This is a genomic window from Streptomyces sp. NPDC033229, from assembly GCF_055576875.1.
On sequence record NZ_JBVIQR010000025.1, the window covers coordinates 1 to 23,182 of the forward strand.

The 23,182-nt window shown below is 71.7% G+C and carries 21 protein-coding genes and 1 pseudogene; 10 read left to right on the forward strand and 12 right to left on the reverse strand.

Annotated elements, in window-relative coordinates; genetic code table 11:
• Positions 1–120 precede the first annotated feature (120 nt).
• Positions 121–933, reverse strand: a complete 813-nt coding sequence (yczE, locus tag ACZ53N_RS21805) for a membrane protein YczE (protein WP_469142485.1) — start codon at positions 931–933, stop codon at positions 121–123.
• A gap of 101 nt (positions 934–1,034) precedes the next feature.
• Here yczE and yczR point away from each other — a divergent pair, with 101 nt between their 5' ends.
• The 4 genes and pseudogenes from yczR to ACZ53N_RS21825 all read left to right on the forward strand — a co-directional run bounded on the left by yczR (position 1,035) and on the right by ACZ53N_RS21825 (position 5,005).
• On the forward strand, positions 1,035–2,522 hold the full coding sequence (gene yczR / locus ACZ53N_RS21810; protein WP_469142486.1) for a MocR-like transcription factor YczR: 1,488 nt from the start codon (positions 1,035–1,037) through the stop codon (positions 2,520–2,522).
• 39 nt (positions 2,523–2,561) lie between these two features.
• Positions 2,562–2,636, forward strand: a pseudogene (locus ACZ53N_RS21815) (DUF1963 domain-containing protein); the annotation flags it as partial.
• Between the two features lie 149 nt (positions 2,637–2,785).
• The gene (locus tag ACZ53N_RS21820) at positions 2,786–3,361 is read left to right on the forward strand and encodes an AMIN-like domain-containing (lipo)protein (RefSeq protein WP_469142487.1); all 576 of its coding nucleotides are present in this window, start codon (positions 2,786–2,788) and stop codon (positions 3,359–3,361) included.
• 240 nt (positions 3,362–3,601) lie between these two features.
• The gene (locus ACZ53N_RS21825; RefSeq protein WP_469142488.1) at positions 3,602–5,005 is read left to right on the forward strand and encodes an amino acid permease; all 1,404 of its coding nucleotides are present in this window, start codon (positions 3,602–3,604) and stop codon (positions 5,003–5,005) included.
• Positions 5,006–5,074: 69 nt separating this feature from the next.
• On the opposite strand, the gene ACZ53N_RS21830 is transcribed toward ACZ53N_RS21825, so the two are convergent.
• Genes ACZ53N_RS21830 through ACZ53N_RS21845 form a run of 4 tightly spaced genes read right to left on the reverse strand, consistent with a single transcriptional unit; the run spans position 5,075 to position 8,593 of the window.
• Positions 5,075–6,412, reverse strand: coding sequence for a nucleotidyl transferase AbiEii/AbiGii toxin family protein (locus ACZ53N_RS21830; protein ID WP_469142489.1), 1,338 nt, complete (start codon positions 6,410–6,412; stop codon positions 5,075–5,077).
• Positions 6,409–7,092 (reverse strand): hypothetical protein, encoded by a 684-nt coding sequence (locus tag ACZ53N_RS21835; RefSeq protein WP_469142490.1) that lies wholly within the window; start codon positions 7,090–7,092, stop codon positions 6,409–6,411. The genes ACZ53N_RS21830 and ACZ53N_RS21835 overlap by 4 nt, the downstream gene beginning before the upstream one ends.
• 49 nt (positions 7,093–7,141) lie before the next feature.
• Positions 7,142–8,035: a hypothetical protein gene (locus tag ACZ53N_RS21840; RefSeq protein ID WP_469142491.1), complete on the reverse strand. Its 894-nt coding sequence runs from the start codon at positions 8,033–8,035 to the stop codon at positions 7,142–7,144.
• Positions 8,036–8,593, reverse strand: a complete 558-nt coding sequence (locus tag ACZ53N_RS21845) for an RNA polymerase sigma factor (protein WP_469142492.1) — start codon at positions 8,591–8,593, stop codon at positions 8,036–8,038.
• A gap of 310 nt (positions 8,594–8,903) precedes the next feature.
• Between ACZ53N_RS21845 and ACZ53N_RS21850 the strand changes: the two genes are divergently transcribed.
• The gene (locus tag ACZ53N_RS21850; protein WP_469142493.1) at positions 8,904–10,802 is read left to right on the forward strand and encodes an ABC transporter ATP-binding protein; all 1,899 of its coding nucleotides are present in this window, start codon (positions 8,904–8,906) and stop codon (positions 10,800–10,802) included.
• 124 nt (positions 10,803–10,926) lie between these two features.
• Here the strand turns inward: ACZ53N_RS21850 and ACZ53N_RS21855 are convergent, their stop codons facing one another.
• Positions 10,927–12,231, reverse strand: coding sequence for an alpha/beta hydrolase family protein (locus ACZ53N_RS21855; protein ID WP_469142494.1), 1,305 nt, complete (start codon positions 12,229–12,231; stop codon positions 10,927–10,929).
• 161 nt (positions 12,232–12,392) lie between these two features.
• On the opposite strand from ACZ53N_RS21855, the gene ACZ53N_RS21860 reads away from it, so the two are divergent.
• Together ACZ53N_RS21860 and ACZ53N_RS21865 are read left to right on the forward strand one after the other, a co-directional pair.
• A complete protein-coding gene (locus ACZ53N_RS21860) occupies positions 12,393–13,379 on the forward strand; it encodes an ArsR/SmtB family transcription factor (protein ID WP_469142495.1) in 987 nt (328 codons plus the stop codon).
• Between the two features lie 60 nt (positions 13,380–13,439).
• A complete protein-coding gene (locus ACZ53N_RS21865; RefSeq protein WP_469142496.1) occupies positions 13,440–13,946 on the forward strand; it encodes a GNAT family N-acetyltransferase in 507 nt (168 codons plus the stop codon).
• Positions 13,947–14,030: 84 nt separating this feature from the next.
• Here the strand turns inward: ACZ53N_RS21865 and ACZ53N_RS21870 are convergent, their stop codons facing one another.
• Positions 14,031–15,155 carry an amidase domain-containing protein gene (locus tag ACZ53N_RS21870; protein ID WP_469142497.1) on the reverse strand — a complete coding sequence of 375 codons (1,125 nt, stop codon included), beginning with the start codon at positions 15,153–15,155 and terminating at the stop codon, positions 14,031–14,033.
• Between the two features lie 498 nt (positions 15,156–15,653).
• On the opposite strand from ACZ53N_RS21870, the gene ACZ53N_RS21875 reads away from it, so the two are divergent.
• Both ACZ53N_RS21875 and ACZ53N_RS21880 read left to right on the forward strand, forming a co-directional pair.
• Positions 15,654–16,967 carry a wax ester/triacylglycerol synthase domain-containing protein gene (locus ACZ53N_RS21875; RefSeq protein WP_469142498.1) on the forward strand — a complete coding sequence of 438 codons (1,314 nt, stop codon included), beginning with the start codon at positions 15,654–15,656 and terminating at the stop codon, positions 16,965–16,967.
• Between the two features lie 53 nt (positions 16,968–17,020).
• Positions 17,021–19,048 (forward strand): sensor histidine kinase, encoded by a 2,028-nt coding sequence (locus tag ACZ53N_RS21880; RefSeq protein WP_469142499.1) that lies wholly within the window; start codon positions 17,021–17,023, stop codon positions 19,046–19,048.
• 31 nt (positions 19,049–19,079) lie between these two features.
• Here the strand turns inward: ACZ53N_RS21880 and ACZ53N_RS21885 are convergent, their stop codons facing one another.
• The 4 genes from ACZ53N_RS21885 to ACZ53N_RS21900 all read right to left on the reverse strand — a co-directional run bounded on the left by ACZ53N_RS21885 (position 19,080) and on the right by ACZ53N_RS21900 (position 20,964).
• On the reverse strand, positions 19,080–19,505 hold the full coding sequence (locus ACZ53N_RS21885; protein WP_469142500.1) for a PRC-barrel domain-containing protein: 426 nt from the start codon (positions 19,503–19,505) through the stop codon (positions 19,080–19,082).
• Positions 19,502–20,098: a PRC-barrel domain-containing protein gene (locus tag ACZ53N_RS21890; RefSeq protein ID WP_469142501.1), complete on the reverse strand. Its 597-nt coding sequence runs from the start codon at positions 20,096–20,098 to the stop codon at positions 19,502–19,504. The genes ACZ53N_RS21885 and ACZ53N_RS21890 overlap by 4 nt, the downstream gene beginning before the upstream one ends.
• Complete coding sequence (locus ACZ53N_RS21895) at positions 20,095–20,271, reverse strand: hypothetical protein (RefSeq protein WP_469142502.1); 177 nt, start codon at positions 20,269–20,271, stop codon at positions 20,095–20,097. Before ACZ53N_RS21895 ends, ACZ53N_RS21890 begins: the two co-directional genes overlap by 4 nt.
• Positions 20,272–20,385: 114 nt before the next feature.
• Complete coding sequence (locus ACZ53N_RS21900; protein WP_469142503.1) at positions 20,386–20,964, reverse strand: TetR/AcrR family transcriptional regulator; 579 nt, start codon at positions 20,962–20,964, stop codon at positions 20,386–20,388.
• A gap of 117 nt (positions 20,965–21,081) precedes the next feature.
• On the opposite strand from ACZ53N_RS21900, the gene ACZ53N_RS21905 reads away from it, so the two are divergent.
• A complete protein-coding gene (locus tag ACZ53N_RS21905) occupies positions 21,082–21,870 on the forward strand; it encodes an oxidoreductase (RefSeq protein ID WP_469142504.1) in 789 nt (262 codons plus the stop codon).
• A 92-nt stretch (positions 21,871–21,962) separates the two neighbouring features.
• On the opposite strand, the gene ACZ53N_RS21910 is transcribed toward ACZ53N_RS21905, so the two are convergent.
• Positions 21,963–23,168: a saccharopine dehydrogenase family protein gene (locus tag ACZ53N_RS21910; RefSeq protein ID WP_469142505.1), complete on the reverse strand. Its 1,206-nt coding sequence runs from the start codon at positions 23,166–23,168 to the stop codon at positions 21,963–21,965.
• Positions 23,169–23,182 lie beyond the last annotated feature (14 nt).

Genomic DNA, 23,182 nt, shown 5'->3' on the forward strand with positions numbered 1-23,182 from the left:
CTCGCCGATCGGCAGGTACGGGCCGATGAACTCCCACTCCACATCAGTCAGTTGCATCCGCGTCACGCAACACGATTTACCGGATCAGACCCCGCCGCGAAGGCCAATCCCACAAATTGATCACAACCGAATACGCGCCCTAGTCGTCCTCCGGCGCGGAGCGCGACGGAACCAGGCAGCGGCCGTCCGGCCGCGCGGCGGAAGGCCGGGGCACGGGCGCCGGATCGGGCTCCGGTAGGCGAACCAGGGCATGAAGAACTGAGTGGTGGGGCCGACCGCGAGTGCGTACAGCGCGGTGCCGGCACCCACGCCCCCGCCGAGCAGCCAGCCCACGGCGAGCACGGTGATCTCCATCAAGGTGCGGACGAGCCGGATGGAACGCCCGGTCACGGCGGACGCGCCGGTCATCAACCCGTCCCGGGGTCCGGGGCCGAAGCGCGCGCCGACGTAGACGGCGACGGACAGTCCGTTGAGGAGGACACCGCCGACGAGCAGAACGATCCGGGCGGGAAGCCCGAGGTCCGGGGGAACGAGCGAAAGACCGAGGTCGGACGAGCACGCCAGAACGACGATGTTGGCGATGGTGCCGAGCGTCGGCCGCTGCCGGAGGGGTATCCACAGCAGCAGCACGAGAACACTCAGGACGGCGCTGATCGTGCCGAAGCTCAGGGTGGTGTGCCGCCCCAGCCCCTCGTACAGGACGCTCCAGGGGCTGGCTCCCAGCGAGGCGCGGACCAAGAGCGAGAGGCTGAATCCGAACAGGGCGAGGCCGATGAACAGCTGTGGCAGGCGCCGCAGCGGACGCTCACCGACGGAGATGTAGGTAAGTGGGGTCGGCGGCAGGCTCGTTGGGGAGCCGGGTGGTATTGCGGAGCGTTCCTCCCGGCCGCACCGGAGTTCGCGCTCGGAGCGCTCCGTGATGTCCTGCTGCATGCCTGGTTGCCTCCGCCGTGTGCTGGTGCGCCTTCAAGGCCATTGAGGCAACTCTGTACAGTGATTGGCCCAGATCACATGGCCAATCCCGGGAGAATGGCATGGCAGACACGAATCCGTTCCCGCGCCCGGATCGGGTGGGCCGCACGGACCGGACCCTCGGGAGCCGACAGCTCGCGGCGATGCTGCCCGACCCGGCGGGAGCCAGGCCCGCCTACCGGCATCTGGCCCAGGCCATCAGCACGCTGATCCTGGACGGGCGCGTCGCCTTGCACGTCAGGCTCCCCGCCGAACGGGAACTGGCCGCCGCCCTCGACACCAGCAGGACGACCGTCACCGCCGTGTACGACCTGCTGCGGGAGAGCGGTTACGCGCACAGCCGCCAGGGTTCCGGCACGTGGACGGCCCTGCCCGAGGGCCGCGCCCCCAACGGCGTCGCCCGGCTCCTCGGGCCCCGGGACACCGCGATCGACCTGGCCAGGGCCGCTCCCGGGCTTCCGGAGCAGACTCTCGTCGACGCCCTCGCCCGGATCACCCCCCAACTGGCCGAGCACGCGCACACTCCCGGCTACCACCCCTACGGCCTGCCGGAACTGCGCGCCGCCATCGCCGAACGGTTCACCCGGCGGGGCCTGACCACCGCGCCCGAACAGATCCTGGTGACCTCCGGCGCCCAGCACGCGCTCACACTCGTCCTGGGGCTGCTCTGCCGCCCCGGCGACCGGGTCGTGGTCGAGAACCCGTCCTACCCGAACGCTCTGGAGGCCATGCGCCGGGCCCGGCTTCGCACCGTGTCGGTCCCCGTGACCGACACCGGCTGGGATGTCGAGATCATCGAATCCACCCTGCGCCAAGTGGTGCCCCAACTTGCCTATCTGATACCCGACTTCCACAACCCGACGGGCTGTCTCATGCCCGAGAGCGAGCGCGTCCGCGTCCTGCACGCCGCGAGCCGCTCCGGCACCTGGCTGGTCATCGACGAGACCCTGGCCGACCTCGCCCTCGACGTACCCGCCCCGCAGCCCTTCGCCTCCCACCCCGCGCCCGGCGGAAGCGGCCAGGTCATCACCATCGGGTCGATGAGCAAGACCCACTGGGGTGGTCTGCGCATCGGCTGGCTGCGCGCGCCCGCACGGCTCGTCAACGAGCTCGCCGGGCAGCGCGTCGCCACCGACATGGGCGGCTCGGTCATGGATCAACTCCTGGCCCTCGCCCTGCTGCCGCGGGGCGGGGAACTTCTGCCGACCCGGCTGGAGCAGATGCGCCGGCAACGTGCCGCGCTCGCCGCGGCCCTGGCCGCGCACATCCCGCAGTGGACCTGGCAACTGCCGCCCGGCGGCCTGTCGCTCTGGGTCGACCTGGGCGAGCCGGTTGCCTCGGCGCTGGCCGAGCGGGCGCTGGACAAGGGGGTCCGGATCGAGAGCGGTGCCTGCTTCGCCACCGACCCGGGCATTTTCGAGCAACGGCTCCGCATCCCCTACACGATGCCTCCGGACACGCTGCGCGAAGCCGTGCACCGCATGGCTGCCGTCCTCGCCGACGGCCTCCCGCCCTCGTCCACGACCCGACGACCGCACTGGGTCGTCTGAGACCGCCGCCCCGGAGCAGCGCTCTCCTGCGGCGCTCCCCACTGGCTCATACGCCCCGAGGACCTGGCTGAACGGCGGTTCGAAGCAGCCATGTTCACCTGGCAGTGCGGCTGAGCCGCGCGAGGGATCCCGCAGACCGGCAGCCCCGCCTTCGCGACAACTTCGCCCCGCTGTTGGCCGAAAGCGACCTCGTGTGCAACTCCGGCGCCGCCCGGACCGTTCTTCCCTATGTATCTGTATTCAGATCATATTGGAGGTACGTCATGCGACGGCTGACAACAGCGGCAGCGGCACTCGTGCTGGCGGGCGCGGGGCTCGCGGGTACGGCCGGGGCGGCCGGCGCCACGACCGGCCGGGCCGACAAGGCCACCGCGGGCACTGCCTGCTCGACCGTCTGGGGCAGCGGCGACAAGTCCGCCAGGGACTCGGGCTCCAAGCCGCTCAAGAACATCACGACCGGCCGGCACGCCTGCTACGACCGCATGGTGTTCGACATCGGCGGCGCGACGGGCAAGCTCGGCTACCACGTCGGTTACGTCACGTCGTTCCACCAGGACGGCTCGGGTGACCGGATCCCGGTCGACGGCGGCGCCATCCTGCAGATTTACGTGAACGCTCCGAGCTACTCCCCGGCGACCGGCAAGCCGACCTACGCCGGGAAGGCCGGGCAGCCGCTGCCGGGTGTGAACATCAGTGGATACAAGACGTTCAAGGACACCCGGTTCGGGGCGAGCTTCGAAGGACAGACCCAGGTGGGTCTGGGCGTCCGCGCCAAGCTGCCGTTCCGTGTGCTGCAGTCCGGTGACCGGCTGGTGGTGGACGTCGCGCACACCTGGTGACCCAGCGCGACCACCCCTACAACCCCAGGGGCCGTCGAGCCGCACCCAGCGTGCGGCCCGACGGCCCCTGCCGCTGGGCGCCTGCGCACCCCTGCCGGGTCAGCCAGGGCTCGGCGGCTGTGCCGCGCGGCGATCACGTTGTGTGAATCAAGTGTCCGAATACCGGACGAGCAGGCCGGAGCGTCGTCCGCGTGCTCATACTCGTGACTTCCCGATCTCGCATAATGGACAGGCACGACCATGAGCCGGACACTTCACTCTCCTCCCCCGCAGGCCGAGGCCTCCCCGCAGCAGGGCTCCCCGCTGTCGAACGGACTCAAGCAGCGGCATCTCTCGATGATCGCCCTGGGCGGCGTCATCGGCGCCGGACTCTTCGTGGGCTCCGGGTCGGGCATCGCCGCGGCCGGCCCGTCGATCGTGCTCGCGTACGCCGCGTCCGGTCTTCTCGTGATGTTCGTGATGCGGATGCTCGGAGAGATGTCCGCCGCCAATCCGGCCTCCGGCTCCTTCTCCGTCCACGCCGAGCGCGCGATCGGCCCGTGGGCCGGCTTCACCGCCGGCTGGATGTTCTGGACCCTGCTGGTCGTGGGGGTGGCGGTCGAGGCGATCGGCGCGGCCCACATCATGCAGGGCTGGTTCCCGGGCACGCCGTCCTGGATGTGGGTGCTGATCTTCATGGCGCTCTTCTGCGGAACCAATCTGGGCGCGGTCGCGAACTTCGGTGAGTTCGAGTTCTGGTTCGCCGCCCTGAAGATCGGCGCCATCGTGCTCTTCCTGGGCCTCGCCACGCTCGCGATCCTGGGCCTCCTGCCCGGCAGCGACTCCCCCGGCGGAGCGCATCTCCTCCACGACGGCGGCTTCCTGCCCAACGGCGCGGACGGGCTGCTCGCCGGACTGCTGGCCTCCGTCGTCGCCTACGGCGGCCTGGAGACGGTCACCATCGCGGCCGCCGAGTCCCAGGACCCGGTGCGTGGTGTGGCCAAGGCCGTGCGCACGACGATGTGGCGGATCGGCATCGTCTACGTCGGCTCGATGCTGGTGATCGTCACGCTGATCCCGTGGAACGACAAGTCCGTCACGGAACAGGGCCCGTACGCGGCCGTGCTCGACCGCCTCGGTGTCCCGGCCGGCGGCGAGATCATGAACGTGGTCATTCTGATCGCCCTGTTGTCCGCGATGAACGCCAACATCTACGGCTCCTCCCGCATGGCGTACTCGCTGGTCGCGCGCGGCCAGGGCCCCAAGGCATTGGGCAAGGTGACCGGCGGGGTGCCCCGCCGCGCGGTGCTCGTGTCGTCCGCGTTCGGTTTCTTCGCCGTCCTGCTGTCGTTCTGGTGGCCCACCACCGTCTTCGCCTGGCTGCTGAACATGGTCGGCGGGGTCGTGCTGGTCGTGTGGGGATTCATCGCGGCCTCGCAGTTGCTGCTGCGCCGTCGGCTGGAGCGCGAGGCACCCGAGAAGCTGGTGGTCCGGATGTGGGGCTTCCCCTACCTGACCTGGGTGACGCTGGCCGGTGTCGCCGGGGTGCTGGTGCTCATGGCCCAGGACGCGGACACCCGGGTGCAGGTGTACTTCACCGGTGGCCTGGCACTGGCCCTGGCGCTCACCGGCTGCCTGCGGCAACGGCCCCCCTCGGCCGGCTGACGGTTCCTGGACGGACCCCGGCCTCACACCGCGCTCGGCCCCGGCTTTCGCCGGGGCCGAGCCGCGTTCTCAGACGGAACGGGTGAGGGCGTCGGCTGCCTCCAATTGCCCGGCGATCCGACGTGCGTCACCGCGCCATCCGCCCGTGTAGAGCGGCTCGTCCCGGCCGAAGCGCGTATCGCGGAAGGCGGTGAGGACCTCGGCCGCCTCACCCAGGGTGCATCGCGTGCGGCCGAGGAGCTCGCGAACGGCGACGACGGCTTCGACACTGTGCACGCCACGCGCGGCGAGCCACTTCTCGACGGCCTCCATCCCGCCTGCTTCCCGCTGTTCGGACAGCTCCTCTGTCAGATACCGGAAAGAAGCGGCGAGCTGCGCGTACGCCCCTTCCTCCGCCGGGGCGAAGACAGGGGCGAGAGCGAGGGCGAAGCGGGTCAGGAACGCGGCGTCGTCGTCGGGGAAGCCCGGGTGGTCCTTGCGGAACTCGAACCAGTCGGCCTCGGCCGCCTGGTGCAGGATGTGGCTCAGGAAGAGCGGTGAGCCTTCGGGGTACTCCCCCGCCGCCACCAGGACGCGCCGCAACAGCTCATAGGGAAGACGGGTGTTCTCCGCGAGGAGCACGGCGTCGTAGAGGTCCTTCGCCTCGGGATGCCGGTCCGTCACCAGCCAGAGGATCTTCCACACGAGGGAGAGCTCCGGGCTCGCCGCCATGAGCACCGCGGGCGCGCCCGGGCCGCGGCGCGGGACCGTGGTGCGTACGGCCCGTGCGGGAAGCGTCTCGTTGAAGACGAAGTCGAGCTGGACCGTGCCCGGCGGGGTGCCCTCGGCGGCCGTCCAGGGCAGGACGAGACGGCGTCCGGGCACCCGGTCGTAGGTCCAGATCTCGTCGCTCACCGCTCCCGCCGCGTCGATGCGGACCAGGCCGCCGGCCTCCCGCGCGCGTTCTTCGGCCCCGCGCGCGATGCCGTCGAGCATCGCGTCCGTGCGGTCGTCCCCGAGCCGCCAGGTGTCCGGGACGACGACGAAGTCCAGGTCTCCCGGCTCGCGCGCCGCTTCCCCGAACCACGCTTTCAGCAGCACACTGCCCCGCAGCACCAGGTGCTCGGCCCACGGTGAGGCCGCGACCGCGGCGAGGACGTGGTCCACTGCGTGGCGCCGGGCCGTACTCCACGCATGGCCGGTGCGCGCGTCGGTGAACTGGGGCTCGCTCAGCCGCATCCCCATCGCGTGGTGGTTGGCCGCCGGATCGTAGGCCGGGCGCTGCAGGACGCCCCGGCCGGGCACCGGGAGCAGGGTGTGCGGGAAGTCCCGGTGCGCTCGGGTCGCCTCGGCCGGTGGGGCCTGGGGGACGACCGCCGTGTCGTCCCAGGGCCCGTACGAGAACCGCTCCCATGGTGTCGCCGTCATGCGCCTGCCCTCTCCTCCGTGATCCAGCCCGCGTCGAGCGATTCGTCGCTGTCGTGGACGACGAACTCCCGCTCCACCGAAGCCACCTCGTGACCGCTCCTCCGCAACTCCGCCACCAGCGCGTCCAGCCGCTCCCCCGCCGCTCTCCGGCCGACGAGTCGGCAGCGCTGTGTGACGAAGCGCTCGGCCCGGCCGTCCGCCCGCAGCCGACGGGCGTTGCGCGAGAGGTGGGCGGTGTGGCTGGTGGCGAGCCGCGCCAACGCCGATGTGTCCGCGCCCGGTGTGAGCAACAGCTTCACGTGGTGCTCGAAGTAGTACCGCGCTCCGAGGGCGGTCGCGTCCTCGTCGGTGTCCGGCACGCCGTCGGCCCACGGGGATGCCTCGATCTTCGTCCGTGCCACGTCGAAACCCGCGGCCCGCAGCCGGCGGACAGCGTCCTCGACAGCTTCCCGGACCGCCGGAAGCGCTCCGGACTCCCGCAGGGTGAGCATGGGCTGGTGCGGAGTCCGCCCGCGCTCCAGCACGATGTCGACGAACGCCATGCCATGGACGGCCGCGTACCGCTCGAGCGCTTCCGTCTCCGGGGACGGTGACAGCGGCCGGGGCGGGGTGGCGCGAACGGTCACATGGGCCTCGAAGTCCCCGCTGAACAGCGGCGGAGCGGTTGCGTTCGGTATCACCCGCACATGATTCCAGACCTCGGGGATGCCGCGGTCCGGCGCCCGTCGGTCAGAAACGCGTGCTGGTGGGCAGCCCGTCGGAGGTGGGGGGACGCAGGCGGAGGGGCGGGGTGCGGCCCTGGAGTTCCGCGGCCAGTTCCGGGGCCGGGCGGGGGACGGTGCCGAAGTCGGTGTCGCTTCCCGTCTCCAGCCTGCGCACCGCGTCGGTGAGGTGGGTGGTGTTGGCCCGCCACCGGGCACCGGGCGGGTACACCGGCATGCCGTCGGCCGACCGGTCGGCGCCTTCCGCCCAGGACGGCGGAGGGTCGGTGTCGGACACCCCGTAGCGGCCGGGAGGGGAGTCGCCCTGGACACGGGTGGGGGCTTCGCAGCGGAACACGTCGCCCCCTTGCGCGTGGAGTTCGGTGGCCTGGGTGAACCAGTGCCGGGCCGCGTCCCGTTCACTGTGCCGGAGGTGGTGCAGGTAGAGGCAGTGGGCGGCGGTGGCGGACTCGGCGCCGGCGGCGAACTGCCACCAGAACACGGCGCCCTCCTGGCGGTCGGCGAGATGGAGCAGGCAGGCGAAGGTCAGCGCGCCGACGGGTTCGATCCTCGCCGGGTCGTCGACCAGCAGGGCCATGGAGGCGATGGCGGACCGGTCGTGCACGACCCTGGACGACAGCGCTCCCAGTTCGTCGGCCGCGCGGGCGTGGAGCGCCGTGCGCTGGCCGTGCGGCAGACCGTCGGGTGGGGTCCAGCGGCCGCCTCCGAGACCGTCGCGGATGGCGCGGGCATGGCGGTCGAGGGCATTGGCCCTGTCCAGGACGACGCGGGCGGCGATACGGCGCAGGGCGGCCTCCTCGTCGTAGTCGTCGAACTGCGGGGTGAGGACGTCGGCCCGGGCCAACAGCTCTCCGATCGAGGCGAGTTCGTCGTGGCCGCTCTTGTGACGTGTGTGCATCATTCAGTCCTCCTCGTCCGTGGCCCAGTCGATCCGCAGATCACGGGCCAGCCGCCGACGGGCTCCGCGCACGTGCGAGCGGACCGTGGCGGGCGACAGTCCCATGATCCCGGCGACTCGCCGCACGGGGTAGCCCAGCACGAAGTGCATGACGACGACGTCGTACTGACGGTCGGGGAGCCGGGTGATCGCCGCGTACAGACCCAGGGCGGATTCCAGGACGCCCAGGCGGGCACGGGTCGCCTCCCGTACCGCGGCGAAGACCGCCGTCTCGACGAGGGCGACGTCCCGCCCCCGGGCGGCCAGCAGTTTGGCGATCTCTTCCCGGAGGGTGGCCAGGGCGAAGGCCGGGACGCTCGGGCGGCGCAGCACCTCCCCCCAGATCAGGGCCAGTTGACCGAAGACCTCCTCCACGACCCACTCGGCGTCGGCGGTGCTTCCGAGCTGGATGTGGGCGTACCGCAGGTATGCCTGGTGGTGGATGGAGAAGAAGGCGACGAAGTCAGCCGGTAACGCGGCTGACAGGTCCTCCCCCAGGACCGGGCGGGGCTGGTCAGCCATGGTGGGCCCTCCTCCGGTCCGGCGGCATGTGGTCTGTCACGGACGTGTCCCTTTCACCGTTCGGCAGCGCCACCCCCTCGGCGCCCGGGGGCCGCTGGGCCCTCACTGACCAGCTAAGCGAAATCCCGGCCCGATCGTGCAGTCCATGTCAGGAACGCTTCAGAGCCGGGCGCATTCGCCCCTCCGCGCGCCCCCACCCGGCTCTCACCGCCACCGGAGCGGTGCCGGGAATGCGTGTCCTTCGCCCACTTCGACCGGTTGGACACCGGGTGCCTACGACGTGGCACGAAAAGCGAGTGAGGGAGACCCCATGCCGAACCATCCGAAATCAGCCGCTGACGGGCAGGCCGGGCGCCGTCCACCGCCGCCGGAGCCGCAGGAGATCGAGTACCAGGGGGCGGGGACGAGGAACGCGTTCGAGGAGACGTCGTTCCTTCGTCTGTGCGGGAAGATTCCCCAACTGGTGGGGCGCATCGGGCGCATGGCGTGGGAGATCGATCCCCGGGCCGTGCTGATCATGATTTTCGCCCAGGTGGTGTCGGGGGTGTCGGCCGCCGTGGTCCTCGCCGCCACCGCGAAGGCGATGGTGCCGATCCTGGGCGGTGGCCTGGTGCCCGACCGGGTCCGCGACGCCCTGCCGGCGCTCGTGGTGGTCGCTGCCGCGGCCTCGACCGCCCGCCTCACCTACGCACTGGCGCAGTGGGCCGAGCAACGACTCAAACCCAGGCTCGCGACATCGGCGGACGTGGCGCTCGTGGAGGCGATGTGCTCGGTCGAGCTGTCCGCGTTCAACGACCCCGTGTTCGCCGACGAGCACGAGGCCGCCGAGTCCGGGGCGGTGCGCGTCGACCGCATGCTCTACGACGCGCAGTTGTTCATGTCCTCACTCATCCGCCTGGTCGCCGCCGGCGGGGTGCTCACCGTGCTCCATCCGCTGATGCTGCCCGTCCTCGTCCTCGCGGTGCTGCCGGCGGGGGTGGGCGCGGTGGCCGAGGCCAAGGTCGAGTACCAGGTGCACTTCGCGACGAACTCGGGCCGCAACGTCAAGGGCATGATGCGCTGGCACGTCACCACCTCCAGGCTGGCGGACGAGGTGCGCGGCAACAGCATGCGCGCGTACCTGGTCTTCTGGTACCGCACGATGTCGGCCCGCATCGACGCCAAGGTCATGGGCGCCGCGCCGCGCATGCTGCGGATCAATCTCCTCTCCTCCGCGATCGGCGGTGTGTGTCTGCTCGGCGCGTGGGCCATGCTGGTGTGGCTGACCGTCACCGGGCGGGTCTCCCTGGCCGTCTCCGCGACCGCCGTCGTCGCGGTCCGCACCGCGCTGATGGCGCTGTCGAACGTCGTGCATTACGCCACGAGCCTGTTCCAGACGACCCTGTACCTCGGGGACTGGCGGCGCTTCGTGGACAAGGCGCGCTCCCTGGCTCCCCAACGCGGCGGGGCCGTGGCCCCGGTCTGCCCGGAGCGGATCCGGATCGACCAGGTGTCGTACTCCTATCCCGGCAAGACCCGCCCGGCGGTGGACAGGCTGTCGCTCACCTTGAACCGGGGGGAGGTCGTGGCGGTCGTCGGCGAGAACGGGTCGGGCAAGTCCACCCTCACGCGCCTGCTCACCGGACTGTTCACCGCGGAGAAGGGCACGGTGTGCTGGGACGACGTGGACCTGGCCCGGGCCGATCCCGACACCGTGTGGGAGCGCACGGGCGTCGTGACGCAGTTCTTCGCGCACTGGCCGCTCTCGGTCCGGGAGAACATCACCCTCGGCCAGCCGCTGACCTGGGACGACGACCGGGTGTGGCAGACGATCGACGAGGTCGGCATGCGCGAGGCCGTCGAAGAGCTGCCCGATGGCCTGGACACCTTGCTCGCCCGGGAGTTGTGGGGCGGCAGCGATCTGTCCGGCGGCCAATGGCAGCGCATCGCCTGCGCCCGTGCGCTGTACCGACGGCCGGCCGTGCTCGTCCTCGACGAGCCGACCAGCGAGATGGACGCCCGTGGCGAGCACAGGATCTTCCAGGAGCTCAAGAACGTGGCCGACGGCCGCATCACCATCGTCGTCACCCACCGCCTCGAGAACACGAAGATCGCCGACCGGATCATCGTGATGGAGAAGGGACGCATCACGGAAAACGGGCCCTTCGACCAACTCCTCAAGGCAGGAGGGCTGTTCCAGGAGCTGTACACCCTCAGCCAGGACCGGTGAGCGGGGTCCGGGCCACGCCCGCCACGTGAGGAGCCGGAGGCCGGCGGCGTTGCCGTCGGCCTCCGGGGTCCCCCCGGGGGTCGACGGCACGGCGGCCCTACCCGGTTTACGACATGGGCGCGGTTTACGACATGGGCGCCCCCGCGGGCGGCAGATGCCGGGCGAAGAACGAGAACACGTGATCGCGCACCGCGGGCACCGACCGGGCCGGGTCGATGGCGCCGACCAGCTTGATCCGGCTGTCGGCAGTCATCAGCCCGGCGGTTTGCAACTGGGGTGCCATGGCCGCGTAGTCGGTGAACACCCAGTGCGTGGCGTTGTCGAGCTGCCGCCTGCTGGTGTGTCCCCCCGGGTGGGCGAGCATGGCCGACCAGGAACGGTCGATGTCCTCGTCCCGGAAGCCGTCGGTCCCCAGCAGGAGCAGCGGCCGGTCCACCCCGTGCCGGGCGACGGGGAACAGCTCGCCTGTCCGGCCCGGCTTGCCCGGTGGGTGGTTCAGATAGCCTTCCAGGTTGACCGCCGCCCTGATGCGGCGGTCCTCGTACATCGCCTCGGCCGCGGTGGTGCCTCCGGCCGAGTGGCCGTACATGCCCACCCGTCGCAGATCCAGCGCATCGCGGAGGTTCTGCGGCAGTGTGCGGCGCTCCGTGCCCGGGCGGTGTCCGGCTGCCATGGCTGCCAGCGTGTCGAGCACGAACCGTGTGTCGGCGATCCGGGTGGCGATCGCGGTGCGGAAGAGTTCCGGGTCCGTCCTGGGATCTCCCCGGAAGACCGTCGGGCGGACCTTCCTCCTGTAGTGCGTCCCGGCCGGGAAGTCCACCTCGCTGGCATCGCCCGGGTGGTCGATGGTCACCACCACATAGCCCCGGCTCGCCAGTTCCTCGGCGGTCCCGGTGCCCAGGGTGCGCGGGTCGCCGCCTCCCGGGCTGTAGAGCAGGACCGGTCGCCGCACCGGCTGCGCGGGCGCACCCGTGTGCGCGTGGGTCGTGGTGGCTGCCCAGTTCACCCCGGCCGTCGGCAGTCCCTTGTGTATGGCGGGGTCGATCTCCGCGAACAGTTCCGCGGCGTCCTTGGTCATCTGTCGCGCGATCGGGTAGCCGCGAACGGTGCGGGCCGGGTAGAAGACGCTGACCATCACTTCCCGGACAGGGATGGTGGCATCCCACGGGTCGCGCCTGGAGTGATCGACCAGGTGCAGCGTGGTGGTCCCGATCCGGTGCGGGCCGGTCGGCGCCGGCAATCTCACGGTGACACCGTCGGCGGCGTGGGCGTCGGCGGCGTGGGCCCGTGCGACGCCGCCGCTGCCGGTGAGCCACAGCCCGGCGGCCAGCGCGACCGATTTCGTGACGGTCCGCCGACCCACGATGGCTCTTCCCTCACGGCCCGCTCGGTCCACCCGCTCGCTGTCGCCGCTGTGTTGACGAAACATGGCTTCTCCCTCGTGTCCCCGTGACGCGCGTCCTCGCGCCTTCCGACGGCCCCCTGTGCGGATGACCGGGGGCGCGACTGGGATGCTGGCACCCGGCGGGGCGGGCGGACGAGGGTTGAGGCCCTGGCCGAAACGATGGCGCCTTGCCGCGAGGGAGAGTAGTGATCCGGATACGCTTCACGGCCGCCGACTTCGCACGGGTCCGTCTCGCGCCCCGGCCGGCCCCGGTGCAGGAGCTGAACGCGGCGCTCGCCATGATGTGTCGGCGCGACGACGAGCTGCTCTTCGGCCGCTGGAGACAACGGTTGCTCCGTTCCCTGCCCGGTACCGTCGCCCCCTTGCGGGACCTGGTCCCCATGGCGGAGGCTCCCCGGTTCATCGATGTGTTCAGCGACGATCTGAAGGAGGGACTTGATACCGTCCGGGCCGCGCGTCCCGGCCTGGTCCGCTCCGAGATCGAGCGGGTGTACGCCGCGTCCCCGTCCCCGGCACCGTTGTGGATCCGCGATCTGCACCGTGGTGACGCCGATGCCTGGCAACGTCTCCGCCGCGCCCAGCAGGCTGCCTTCGAGGCGGTGCTGCGCCCGGTGTGGCCGTTGGTCCAGGACCTGCACCAGGCGGAGTTCACCCGCCATGCCCTGACCGTGGCCGAGCACGGCGTCGGCGCCGCGCTCCGTGCGCTCGTCCCCGGCAGCCGACTGCTCGAGGACGTCTGGGAGTTCGACGGCCGTGGTGAGGAGGACATCGAACTCCGCGGGCGCGGCTTGCTGCTCCTGCCCACCTTCCACTGGACGGGCTGTCCGATCACCGCCGACCTGCCCGGTCGGCCCTTGGCCCTCACCTACCCGGCGGGCCCGGGCCTGCCGCTCCCGCCGACCGGTGCGGCCGACGGACAGGACGCGCTGGCGGGGGTGCTCGGGCGGACCCGCGTCGACCTGCTGCTCCTGCTGGCGGAGGAGCACACCACGAGCGCGCTGGCCCGGCGGGTGGGCGTCAGCAATGCCACCGTGTCGGCCCACACCGCGGCGCTGCGTGGTGCGGGGCTGATCACCACGGTCCGCGCCGGGCGGGCGGTGCTGCACCGACGCACCGACCTGGGGAGCCTGCTGGTCCGGCGGCACGGTGGAGGTGACAGGCGAACGGCCTGACGGCACGTCACTGAGCTTCTTCGAGGATCACCGGTGACGTGCGGATCGTACGGTTGTCCCATGCCTTCACTTCAGCGCCTTCGCCCGGACCACGCCCCCGCCCTGCTCGCGTTCGAGCAGGAGAACCGTGCCTATTTCGCCGCGTCGGTCCCGGACCGTGGCGACGACTACTTCACTCACTTCGCCGCACGGCACAGCAGTCTGCTCGCGGAGCAGGACGCCGGGCTGATCCACTTCCATGTGCTGGTGGACGACCGTGGGGAGGTGCTGGGGCGGATCAATCTCGTCGACGTGGCGGACGGTTCCGCCGAACTCGGCTACCGGATCGCCGAGAAGGCCGCCCGTCGGGGGCTGGCCACGTCCGCCGTGCTGCAGGCGTGCGTCCTGGCCGCCACCACGTACGGTCTGACCACGCTGCGGGCCGCCACGACGCTCGACAACGCCGGCTCACGAGCCGTACTGGCCCGTACCGGGTTCGTACCCACCGGCGAGGTCCTGCTCGACGGCCACCCGGGGATCTCCTACACCCGGGACCTGAGCGGGGTCCTCGAAGACGTCAGCCGATAGGCACCCGCACACGCACTGTGGGCCCCGCCGTAAGCGGGGCCCACAGGCATGGAACGAGCGCTAACGGCCCGATTTCACGGGTTGTCAGGTGCGGTAGGCGAAGTAGGCCGAGCCGGGGTTGGAGGCCACGATGCTCGCCACCGACTTCCGGTACGTGTTGGTCGAGTGGTAAGTCAGGTACGGGACACCGCTCCTGCTCCGGTAGGTGGTCATCATGGAGTGGTCCTTCGAGCCGTCCCGCTCGAAGTCCATCTGCAGGATGTCACCGACGTCCAGCTGGTACACGTTGGACAGGTTGGTCGCCCGCTTGGAGGAGAGGGTGAACCACGCCCACTCGTTGGCGCCCACCCAGGACACGGTCTGGTCGGAGGAGTTGTACCACCAGTTGCGGTAGTCCGAGGACGTGCCGGAGTCGTTCTTCCAGCCGCCCGCCTTCAGGGCCTGGCTGATGAAGTTGGTGCAGTCACCGCCGGCGTCGTTGAACTTCCGGTAGGCGGGGTTGTAGTTCTTCCAGTACTTCTCCGCGTAGGCCGCCATGGCCGCGTAGTTGTAGCCGGAGGTCCCCGAGGACTTCGGCACCGACCGCGCCGGCCAGGACGTGGCGGCGGGGGTGGCCTTGGGCGGCGCTCCCGCGCTCGCCACGGCGGCCGTGACGGGCTGGTTGACCGCCCGGGGGCCGTCGTCCGTGGGCTTGATGCCCGTCAGTTCCCACGTGCCGCCCGACGTGATGGCGAAGTTCATCTCGTGGTGGGCCTGGAAACCGGTCGTCGCCGGCTCGTCACCACGGATCTTCTTGTACGTGAGCTTCGTGGTCTCGGTGACCTGGACCGTGGCCCGCCCGTTCTTGACGCGCGGCTTGCCGGTGGTGACCTTGGTGTCGGCGGCGGTGTACGCCTCGCCCAGGGTGGCGAGCCGGGTCTTGCGGGTGCGGAGCGAGGACAGTGCGGTGTCCTCCGCACGTGCGAGGCCGGCCGACAGGCGCACCTTGCTGTCGGACATCAGCGGCGCCCGTCGCACCGACCGGGTGTCCAGCAGTGCCGCCGTGCGCTCGGTCAGTACGGCGTCGGCTATGCGGCCGAAGGTCGCGGCCGGGTCGCTGTCCGGCGTGTTTCCCGCCGCCGCGTTCGCCGCGGAGGCGGGCAGGAGCACGGCCGAGACGGCCACCGTCAGTACCGCGCCGATCGCGGATCTGAACGTCGATGGATTCACTATGTTTCCCCTTGTCACCCCGTCCGGACGGACCGGGGGACGGCATCTTCGCACGAAGTTCCGCTTTTCGTATATGTGATCGTTTCACGGTTTGGCCACACCATCAATGGCCTGCGGCTTCAGTACGATCGGGGCCGACGCCGGCGGTTCCGTCCCCGTTCCGCCCCGGCTCACCGACGGCCCCGCGATATGGCGCACGCCACCATGACCTTGAAGCAGGCGCTGCGCGGGCGGATGCCGCAGGTGCACGGAAAGACGGACGACCGGGTGAATCGTGAGGGATGCGCGGCGTGGGTCGATCCCGCTCCCGCCGGACCCGGCACAGCGGTGTTAGCTTCCCCCCACGGCCCGCCGCCGGCCGTGGCCCCGCGGCCGGACAAGGACGCAGGAGCGGCCGCCGGTTGAGACCCCCGGCGCCCGCTCCTTGCCGCCTGTCGACCCGGCGGTCCCCGGACGGTCCGGCCGAGTGGCCATTGCCCTTCACAAGGGAGAACACCGGTGCTGCTGTCCGCTACCGCTTCCGCGCCGGCCCACGTGCCGTACCGCCCCGCCGACGCGCACTACCTCACGGCGACGGGCGGCCTGCCGCCCATGGTCGGCTGCCTCCTCACCATCGCCGACCGACCGCCGGATGTGGCCGAGCTCCGTGAGTGGCTCGCTCCGCGGATCGAGCGCGTCACGGCCCTGTCGCGGCACTGGCCCGTCCCCTTTCGCAGCGCACGGGAGTTCGAGCACGTCGGTCCCCCGCGGGTGCGCCACCACGTGCGGCAGGCAACGGTGGGCCGTCTCGCCGACTGGCCGGGACTGCTGGAACGCCTGTGGGTACAGCCGCTGCCCGCCGACCGTCGGCCGCCGTGGGACCTGTGGCTCGTCCGGAGCCCGCAGGCCTGCTCACGCTACGCGTTGCTCTTCCGGGTCCACCACGCTCTCCTGGACGGCGTCGCGACCACTCGGGTGGTCACGGAACTGCTCGGGCTGCGACCACCGAGCCTCGCGTCCTCCTCCCGGAACCCAGCCCCCCGGTCCGCGCGACCCTCCGCGCCGGACGTCTCGGCGACAGCCGCCACCGGCGCCGCCGCCGATGTGCTCCGCGGGTACCGCACCCCGGTCGCCTGGCCGGCCCCCGACGACCGGCCCGGCAGGGCACCCCGTTTCGGCTTCGCACGGCTGCCACTGTCCGTGCTGCGCGCGGCCGGGCACCCGGTGGGTGCCACGGTGAACGACGTCTATCTCGCCGGATGGGCCGGAGCCCTGCGGTCCTGGCAACAGATCCGAGCCGCATCGGGGGCGATGGCGGGCAGTCGGCCGGAAGACCTGCCGGTACGGATGCCGGTGTCCACCCGGCACCTCGGACCGCCGTCGCCGGTCATCGGCAACCGGGTCATCTCGGAACGGGTGGTACTGCCGTGCGCCGAGCCGGATCCCGGCCTGCGCCTGCGTGCCGTGGCGCGGCAGACCGCGCTCCTGCGTCCCGACCACCGGCGCGCCGCCGCCCAAGCGGCGTACGACCGGCTGTCGTTCCCCCTCGCCTCCTGGATCGCCCGGCGCAGCCTGCGCCCGCAGCGCGGGGTGATGTCCGCGAGCAACGTGCGGATGAGTACCGGCCCGTTGTCCTTCCGGGACGCACCGGTGCTCCACGCGGTGGCACTCGGGCCCATCGCGCCCGGCCATCACTGCTACAGCATGTTCACCGGCTACCACGACACGGCCTACCTGTACCTCGCCCACACCGACCGGCTTGCGCACGCCGAACGGCTGCCCGCCCTCTGGCTCCGCGCGGTGCACGAATTGCGCGAAGCGTCGTGCCGCTGAGCAGCTCACGAAAGCCGCTCGTCGTCCCGGGCGGGGGCCGGCACACCGGTGTGGTGCGCGAGCGGAGAGTCGTCCTGGCCTACGGGGCGTGCGCGGTCACGCTGGTCTCCGTCACCGCGTGGGCCGTCCTCGCCCTCGCCGGTCTGGACGACGCCGGGCTGGCGCCGTACATCAGGGTCCGTGGGCCCGAGGTCCTGGCCGTCGTCGGGTTCGTCCTGCTCGGGACCTTCCTGACGGCCCACCGGTCCCGCAGCGGCCTCGGTCCGCTGATGGTCGCGGCCGGGGCGTCGAGCACCGTGTCGGCGACGGCCCGGCTCTGGGCGTCCGCCGTCGGTGCCGGCGGTGGCGTCGGCCAGGCACTGGCCGCCGCGTCGACGGTCTGCATCGCCCTGTTCATCTTCGCTCTGTACATGTTCCCGCTGTACCTGCCCGACGGGAACCTGCCCCGCCACCGGCTGCTGCGGCCCTACGTGATGGTCCTCGCCGCATGGAGCCTGGTCCAGTCGTACGGCGAGTACCTCACGCTGGGCGCCGACTACGGGCTTCCCGACCCGCTGGACCACGGCGGCTGGAGCCGTCTGCGGACGCTGCTGGACGCTCATGTCCCGGCCGTGTACCCGATGTCGCTCTTCGTGTTGATCAATGTGACCGTCATGGCGGTGCGCTGGCGGCACTCCCCCGACCGACGGCAGGTCGTGGCACTCCTGGCCTATCTGGTGTGGCTCGGCGACGTCTACGTCATCCGGTCCGACGTACTGCGAGGCGGCTGGTGGTACGCCAGCTACGTCGGAGCCGCCGCGTGGCTGATCGCCGCGGCGTATGCCTTCAGCCGTGACCGCTCCGCCCACCTCGACCGGGCGACACGCCGGGTGTTGTCCGCCTTCGTCCTCGGCACCGCCCTGATCGTCGGCTGTACGGCCGTGGTCCTGCTGCTCTCCCGTACCCTCCCCGGCGGACTGAGCGGCGGAGCCCTGGTCATGGGAGCGGCAGGGCTGGTGGCCGGCGCCCTGCTCTACCCCACCGCGCACTGGGCGGTGCGGTGTGTGGACCGCTTCTACTACGGCGACCGCGCCCGCCCCTACCACGTCGTACGCGAACTCGCCGAGCGTCTCAGCCAGGCCGCGGGCCCGGGCGAAGCCCCGCAACTGCTGTGCGACGCCGTCGTGGCCGGGCTGCGCATGCCCGGCGCCGAGGTCCGGGTCGATACCCGCGGCGGCTCCCGCGTGCTGGCCGCCGCGGGTGAGCCCGGGCCGGGCGGCACCGGTTTCCCGCTGGTGTACGAGGGCGGTGTCGTCGGCGGTCTGGACGTCACACCCAGGCCGGGCGACCGGGTACCGGACCGTCAGGACCAGGAGGTACTGCGGTTCCTGGCGGACCAGATGGCGCCCGCGATCGCGTCACTGCGGCTGTACGAAGACCTGCGCGCGGCCCGGGAACAGATGGTGGTGGCCCGGGAGGACGCGCGCCGCAGGCTGCGGCGCAATCTCCACGACGGCTTGGGGCCGGCGCTGTCGGGGGTGCGGCTGCAGGTCGACACCGCGCGGTACGCGGTGCCGGACGACTCCGCCGCCGCCAAACCCTTGGCCACCGCGTCCGAGGGCATCGGACAGGCCATCTCCGAGCTTCGTCGCATCGCGGACGGCCTCACCCCCGCCGCATTGGACCGGCTCGGACTGGGCAAGGCGCTGCGGGAGCTGGCCGACCGGCTCGCCGGACGGCTCCGGGTGGGCGTGGAGTTCACGCCCGACCCGCTGCCGCCGCTGCCGGCGGCCGTGGAGGTGGCGGTGTACCTGATCGGCGGCGAGGCGTTGAACAACGTCGTACGGCACTCCGGGGCGGACACGGCCACCGTGAAGGTGCGCGTGGTCCCCGACCTCGTCACCGTCGAGGTCAGCGACGACGGGCAGGGGTTCCCGGAACACCGCACGGGCAGCGGAGTGGGCCTGCGGTCCATGCGGGAACGGGCGGCGGAACTGGGCGGGCACTTCCGCATCACCGGCGGCGCGGGCGGCGGAGCGGTGCTGCACGCGTCGTTCCCGCCGGTGACCGGCCCCTTCCCGGGCCCGCCCGACTCCGGGTGAGGCCCGGTGCCCTCACCCCGTGACCCCGGGGTCAGTGGGCGCGGACCACAAGGGCGTAGTCGCCGAGCCCGATCAGGCGTGGTCCCGGTACCGGTCCCCGTGTGGTGTAGAGGGTATGGATGTGGCCGGTCGTCGGGTCGAAGGCGATGTCCTTGACCGATCCGTGCTCGTCACCGAGGTCCGTCAGCACTCGGCTGCCCAGGGCCTCTTGGTGCGCCGGGGCGGGGGCCGCTTCGGCGTCGGGGGCACGGTGGGCGATGACCGCGTCCTGGCCCACTGTCCGCACCAGGTCCCAGGCCAGGACCGCATGGGCCTTGGCACGCGTGCCGGAGAGGCGTAGGTGGCTGATGGACTGTGCGGAGGCGTCGATCGACAGTGCGTCGACGGTGCCCAGTTCGGCGGCCTCCCCCGCGGTGACGACCGGGAGGCCGCGGGCCTGGGAGAACAGGATCATCATGTGCGCTCCATTCCGTCCTGGCCGGCCCGGGTCCGCCGGGCGGCCTGCCGGGTGCGGAAGATCTCGACCTGGCCGGTGAAGCTCGGCAGGTCGTCGGCCACGAAGCGGCATGCCTCGGCAGGAATGACCAGGGCCTGACCGGAGACGGCCACGCCCTCGCCGCGAGGGACGAAGACGGTACGCCGGCGGTGTTCGGGGGGCTCGATGGCGGCGACCTGGAACCCCGCGACCCGGCCGTCGGCTTCGACGACCACGTCGAGCACGGTGCCCGCGTCGGTGCCCTCGTCCGTCAGCACCCTCACCCCGAGGACCCCGCCGCCCGCCGCCTCGCCGGAGGCGACGACCGCCGCGGGCTCGGCCAGCACCTCCCGGCCGAGGATCATCACGGCATGCCGGCCCAGCGCGTGCACGGCGGACCAGGGCAGGCTCTGCTTGAGGGGCCCGGACAGCAGGCCCCGGCCGTTGAGGGTGAAGCCGGTGATCTGCCCGGCCGGGCCGTCGAAGACGACGTCCTTGATCTGCGCGACGGCCTCCCCGCCGAGGGTGACCACCGGCCGTTTGGTCAACTCGGATGCCAGTACCAGGGTGTTCACCAGCCTCCCCCCTTACCGAGTCCCTTGCCGAATCCCTTGCCGAACCGGCGCCCGCGTTGCACCGCGATCACCGTTCCGGCGCGCCTGCGCGCCTGCACGCCCGCTACCGCGCCCGCCAGCGCGAGCAGAATCACGGCCGCGACGATCAGCCACCCCCACCAGATCATCTCCACCTCCCGGTCCTGTCCGGCCCCGGCCACTGCGACGGAGCCCGGCACTGTCCCGTATGCCCCTACCGCCCGCGTTGATACCCCTCAACCAGCCGGATTCGCGGGGAGGTTGCCGCGTTACGCCGAGGTCCCGACCCCGTGCAGGAGGGTGCCCACGACGCGCGCGGCCAGTTCGTCGATGGCCCCTTCCTCCGCGCCCCGGCCCTCCTCCGCGGCTTCGTGGATGAGGGCGTAGTAGACGCGACGGGCCCACTCCAGATCGGCGTCCGGGGGCAGCAGCCCCGCCTCCCGCGCCCGGCGGAAGAGATGGTCGCACTGGGCCAGCACCTCGGCGTGCACCCGCGCCACTTCCGGGTCCGCCGGCACCGTCCGGCTCATCGCGAAGCCCCAACCGATCTTCACCTGAAGGACGTTGGCGGTCACCTGATGCAGGGCGACCAGGGGCGGTGAGGTGCGCGGGCGGGCGGCCTCGACGGCTTCGTGGAACCGCTGGGTGGCCCACGCCGTCAACGCGTCCACCAGCGCCTCGCGGGTGACGAAGCGGCGATGGACGGTCGTCCTGGCGACCCCCGCCGCCGCGGCGATCTGCTCCATGGTCGCCGCCGGATTGGAGCTCAGCACACGCTCGGCCGCCTCCAGGATCGTCCGTACGGTCCGCTCTGCGTCGGCGCGCAGCGCCCGCCCCTTCGTCTCCATGCGACAGATCGTACGACAAGGACGCCACTCGCCCACTAGTTGCAACATCTGTGTTGCAGGTATTAGTTTTACGGCGTCGCCGAAGAGGCGACTATTCGTCATCGGAGGGGAACACTCATGGATCTGCAGTTGACGGGCAAGACCGCCGTGGTCACCGGCGCGAGCCGCGGCATCGGGCTGGCGACGGTCGGCGCCCTCATCGGCGAGGGCGCGACGGTGGTGGCCGCCGCCCGCACGATCACACCGGAGCTGAAGGAAACGGGCGCCATCGCCGTGTCCGCGGATCTGTCCACGCCCGACGGGCCCGCCCGGTTGATCGAACGGGCGCTGGCCGAGCTGGGCGACCTCGACATCCTCGTCAACAACGTCGGTGGCGGCGACAGCGGGGAAGGACAGACGGGCGGCTTCCTGGCCTTCACCGAGGAACAGTGGCAGCAGACGTTCGACCTGAATTTCCTCGCGGCCGTACGGACGAGCCGCGCGGCGCTTCCGAGCCTGGTCCGGCGGCGCGGCGCCCTTGTCAGCGTCTCCTCGAACGGCGCCCGGACGCCGCACGCCGGCCCTGTTCCGTACACCACCGCGAAAGCCGCGCTGACCGCCTTCGGCAAGGCGCTGGCCGAGGAGTTCGGACCGCGGGGTGTCCGTGTCAACACGGTCTCGCCCGGGCCGGTCCGCACCGCGATGTGGGAGAGCCCCGACGGTTACGGTGCGGAGCTCGCCCGGTCCATGGGCGTGACACAGGAGCAGTTGCTGGAGCGGATCCCGGCGGCGATGGGCATGACGACGGGGCGGCTCGTCGAACCGGCGGAGGTCGCGGCGGTCGTCGCGTTCCTCGTCTCTCCCCTGGCGTCGAGCACCTCCGGGGCGGACTTCCTCATCGACGGAGGCGCCGTCAAGACGGCCTAGAGGCCATGGCCCCTCCCCCTTCCGACGGGCGCGGACACCACGACCGCGGGGAGCGGGGGGCCGTCACCACGCGGCGTCACCGCGCAGCCGGTTCACCCGGGGACGTCAGCCGTATGACGCACGCGGAACGGGATGCCGGCGGCCCGCAGCCGCTCGATCAGCGCGTCGCCCATGGTCGTGGCCGTCGTGACCTGCCCCGCGGTGGTCGGCAGTTCGTCCAGGGCGAGACACAGCGACGCCTCGGCCAGCATCTTCGCGGTCTCGCCGTAGCCCGGGTCGCCGCCCGAGACCTCGGTGAACACCCGTCGGCCACCGCCTTCGCCCACGGCCCGCACCTGGAACCAGGCACGGGCCCGCTGCTGCGGGCTCGGGCCTCTCCCCGGCTCGTAACGGCTCATCAGCCAGGACCGGACGGGAGGCACCTGTGCCGCGGCGGCCAGCGCGCCCACGCCGATCGGCCCGGCCAGGGCCATGGGCAGCGTCTTGACGGACGCGTAGTGGCGGTAGCGGAAATCGGGGCCGTAGCGCTCCAGCGCGGCAGCCGACCGGCACACGATCCGGGGGTCGAAGGTGGGCAGCGGCAGCGCCCACGCGCCCGTCTCCTTGCTGAATCGCGGCGCCCCCAGCGGAGCCCGCACCCGGCGCCGGGCCGACCTCCCCTCGTACCGGTCGCGCTCCCGGGCCGCGGCCTTCGCCTGGCGCCCTCGCGCGGCGATCGTGAGGGACGTCGTCAGTGTCCCGCCGGAGATGATCCCCGACGCCCGGACGAATCCGTCGACCGTCAGTGGCACCCCTTCCGGCAGTTGCCGGACGGTGAAGTACGCGAGCAGGTCGTGCGGCATCGAGTCGAAACCGCAGGCGTGCACGATCCGCGCGCCGGTCTCCCGGGCCCGCGCGTCGTGGCGCACCGCCATGAGGTCCACGAACTCCGGCTCGCCGGTGAGGTCCGTGTAGTCGGTACCGGCTTCCGCGCACGCGGCCACCAGTTCCCGGCCGTACCAGATGTACGGGCCGACGGTCGAGGCGACGACGTGGGCGGACTCGGCGAGCGCACGCATCGCGGCCGGGTCGCTCGCGTCCGCGGTCACCAGAGCCGCCTCGGCGGCACGCGCCGGATCGATCGCGGCCAGCCGGTCCCGCAGCCGCTCCAGCTTGGCCCGGCTGCGCCCGGCGAGCGCCCACCGGAAGCCCCGCGGCGCGTGCGCCAGCAGGTACTCCGCGGTGAGCTCCCCGACGAACCCGGTCGCCCCGAAGAGTACGACGTCATAAGGGCGTTGCGGACGTGACTGCCTGTTCATGGAACCTCCGGAAG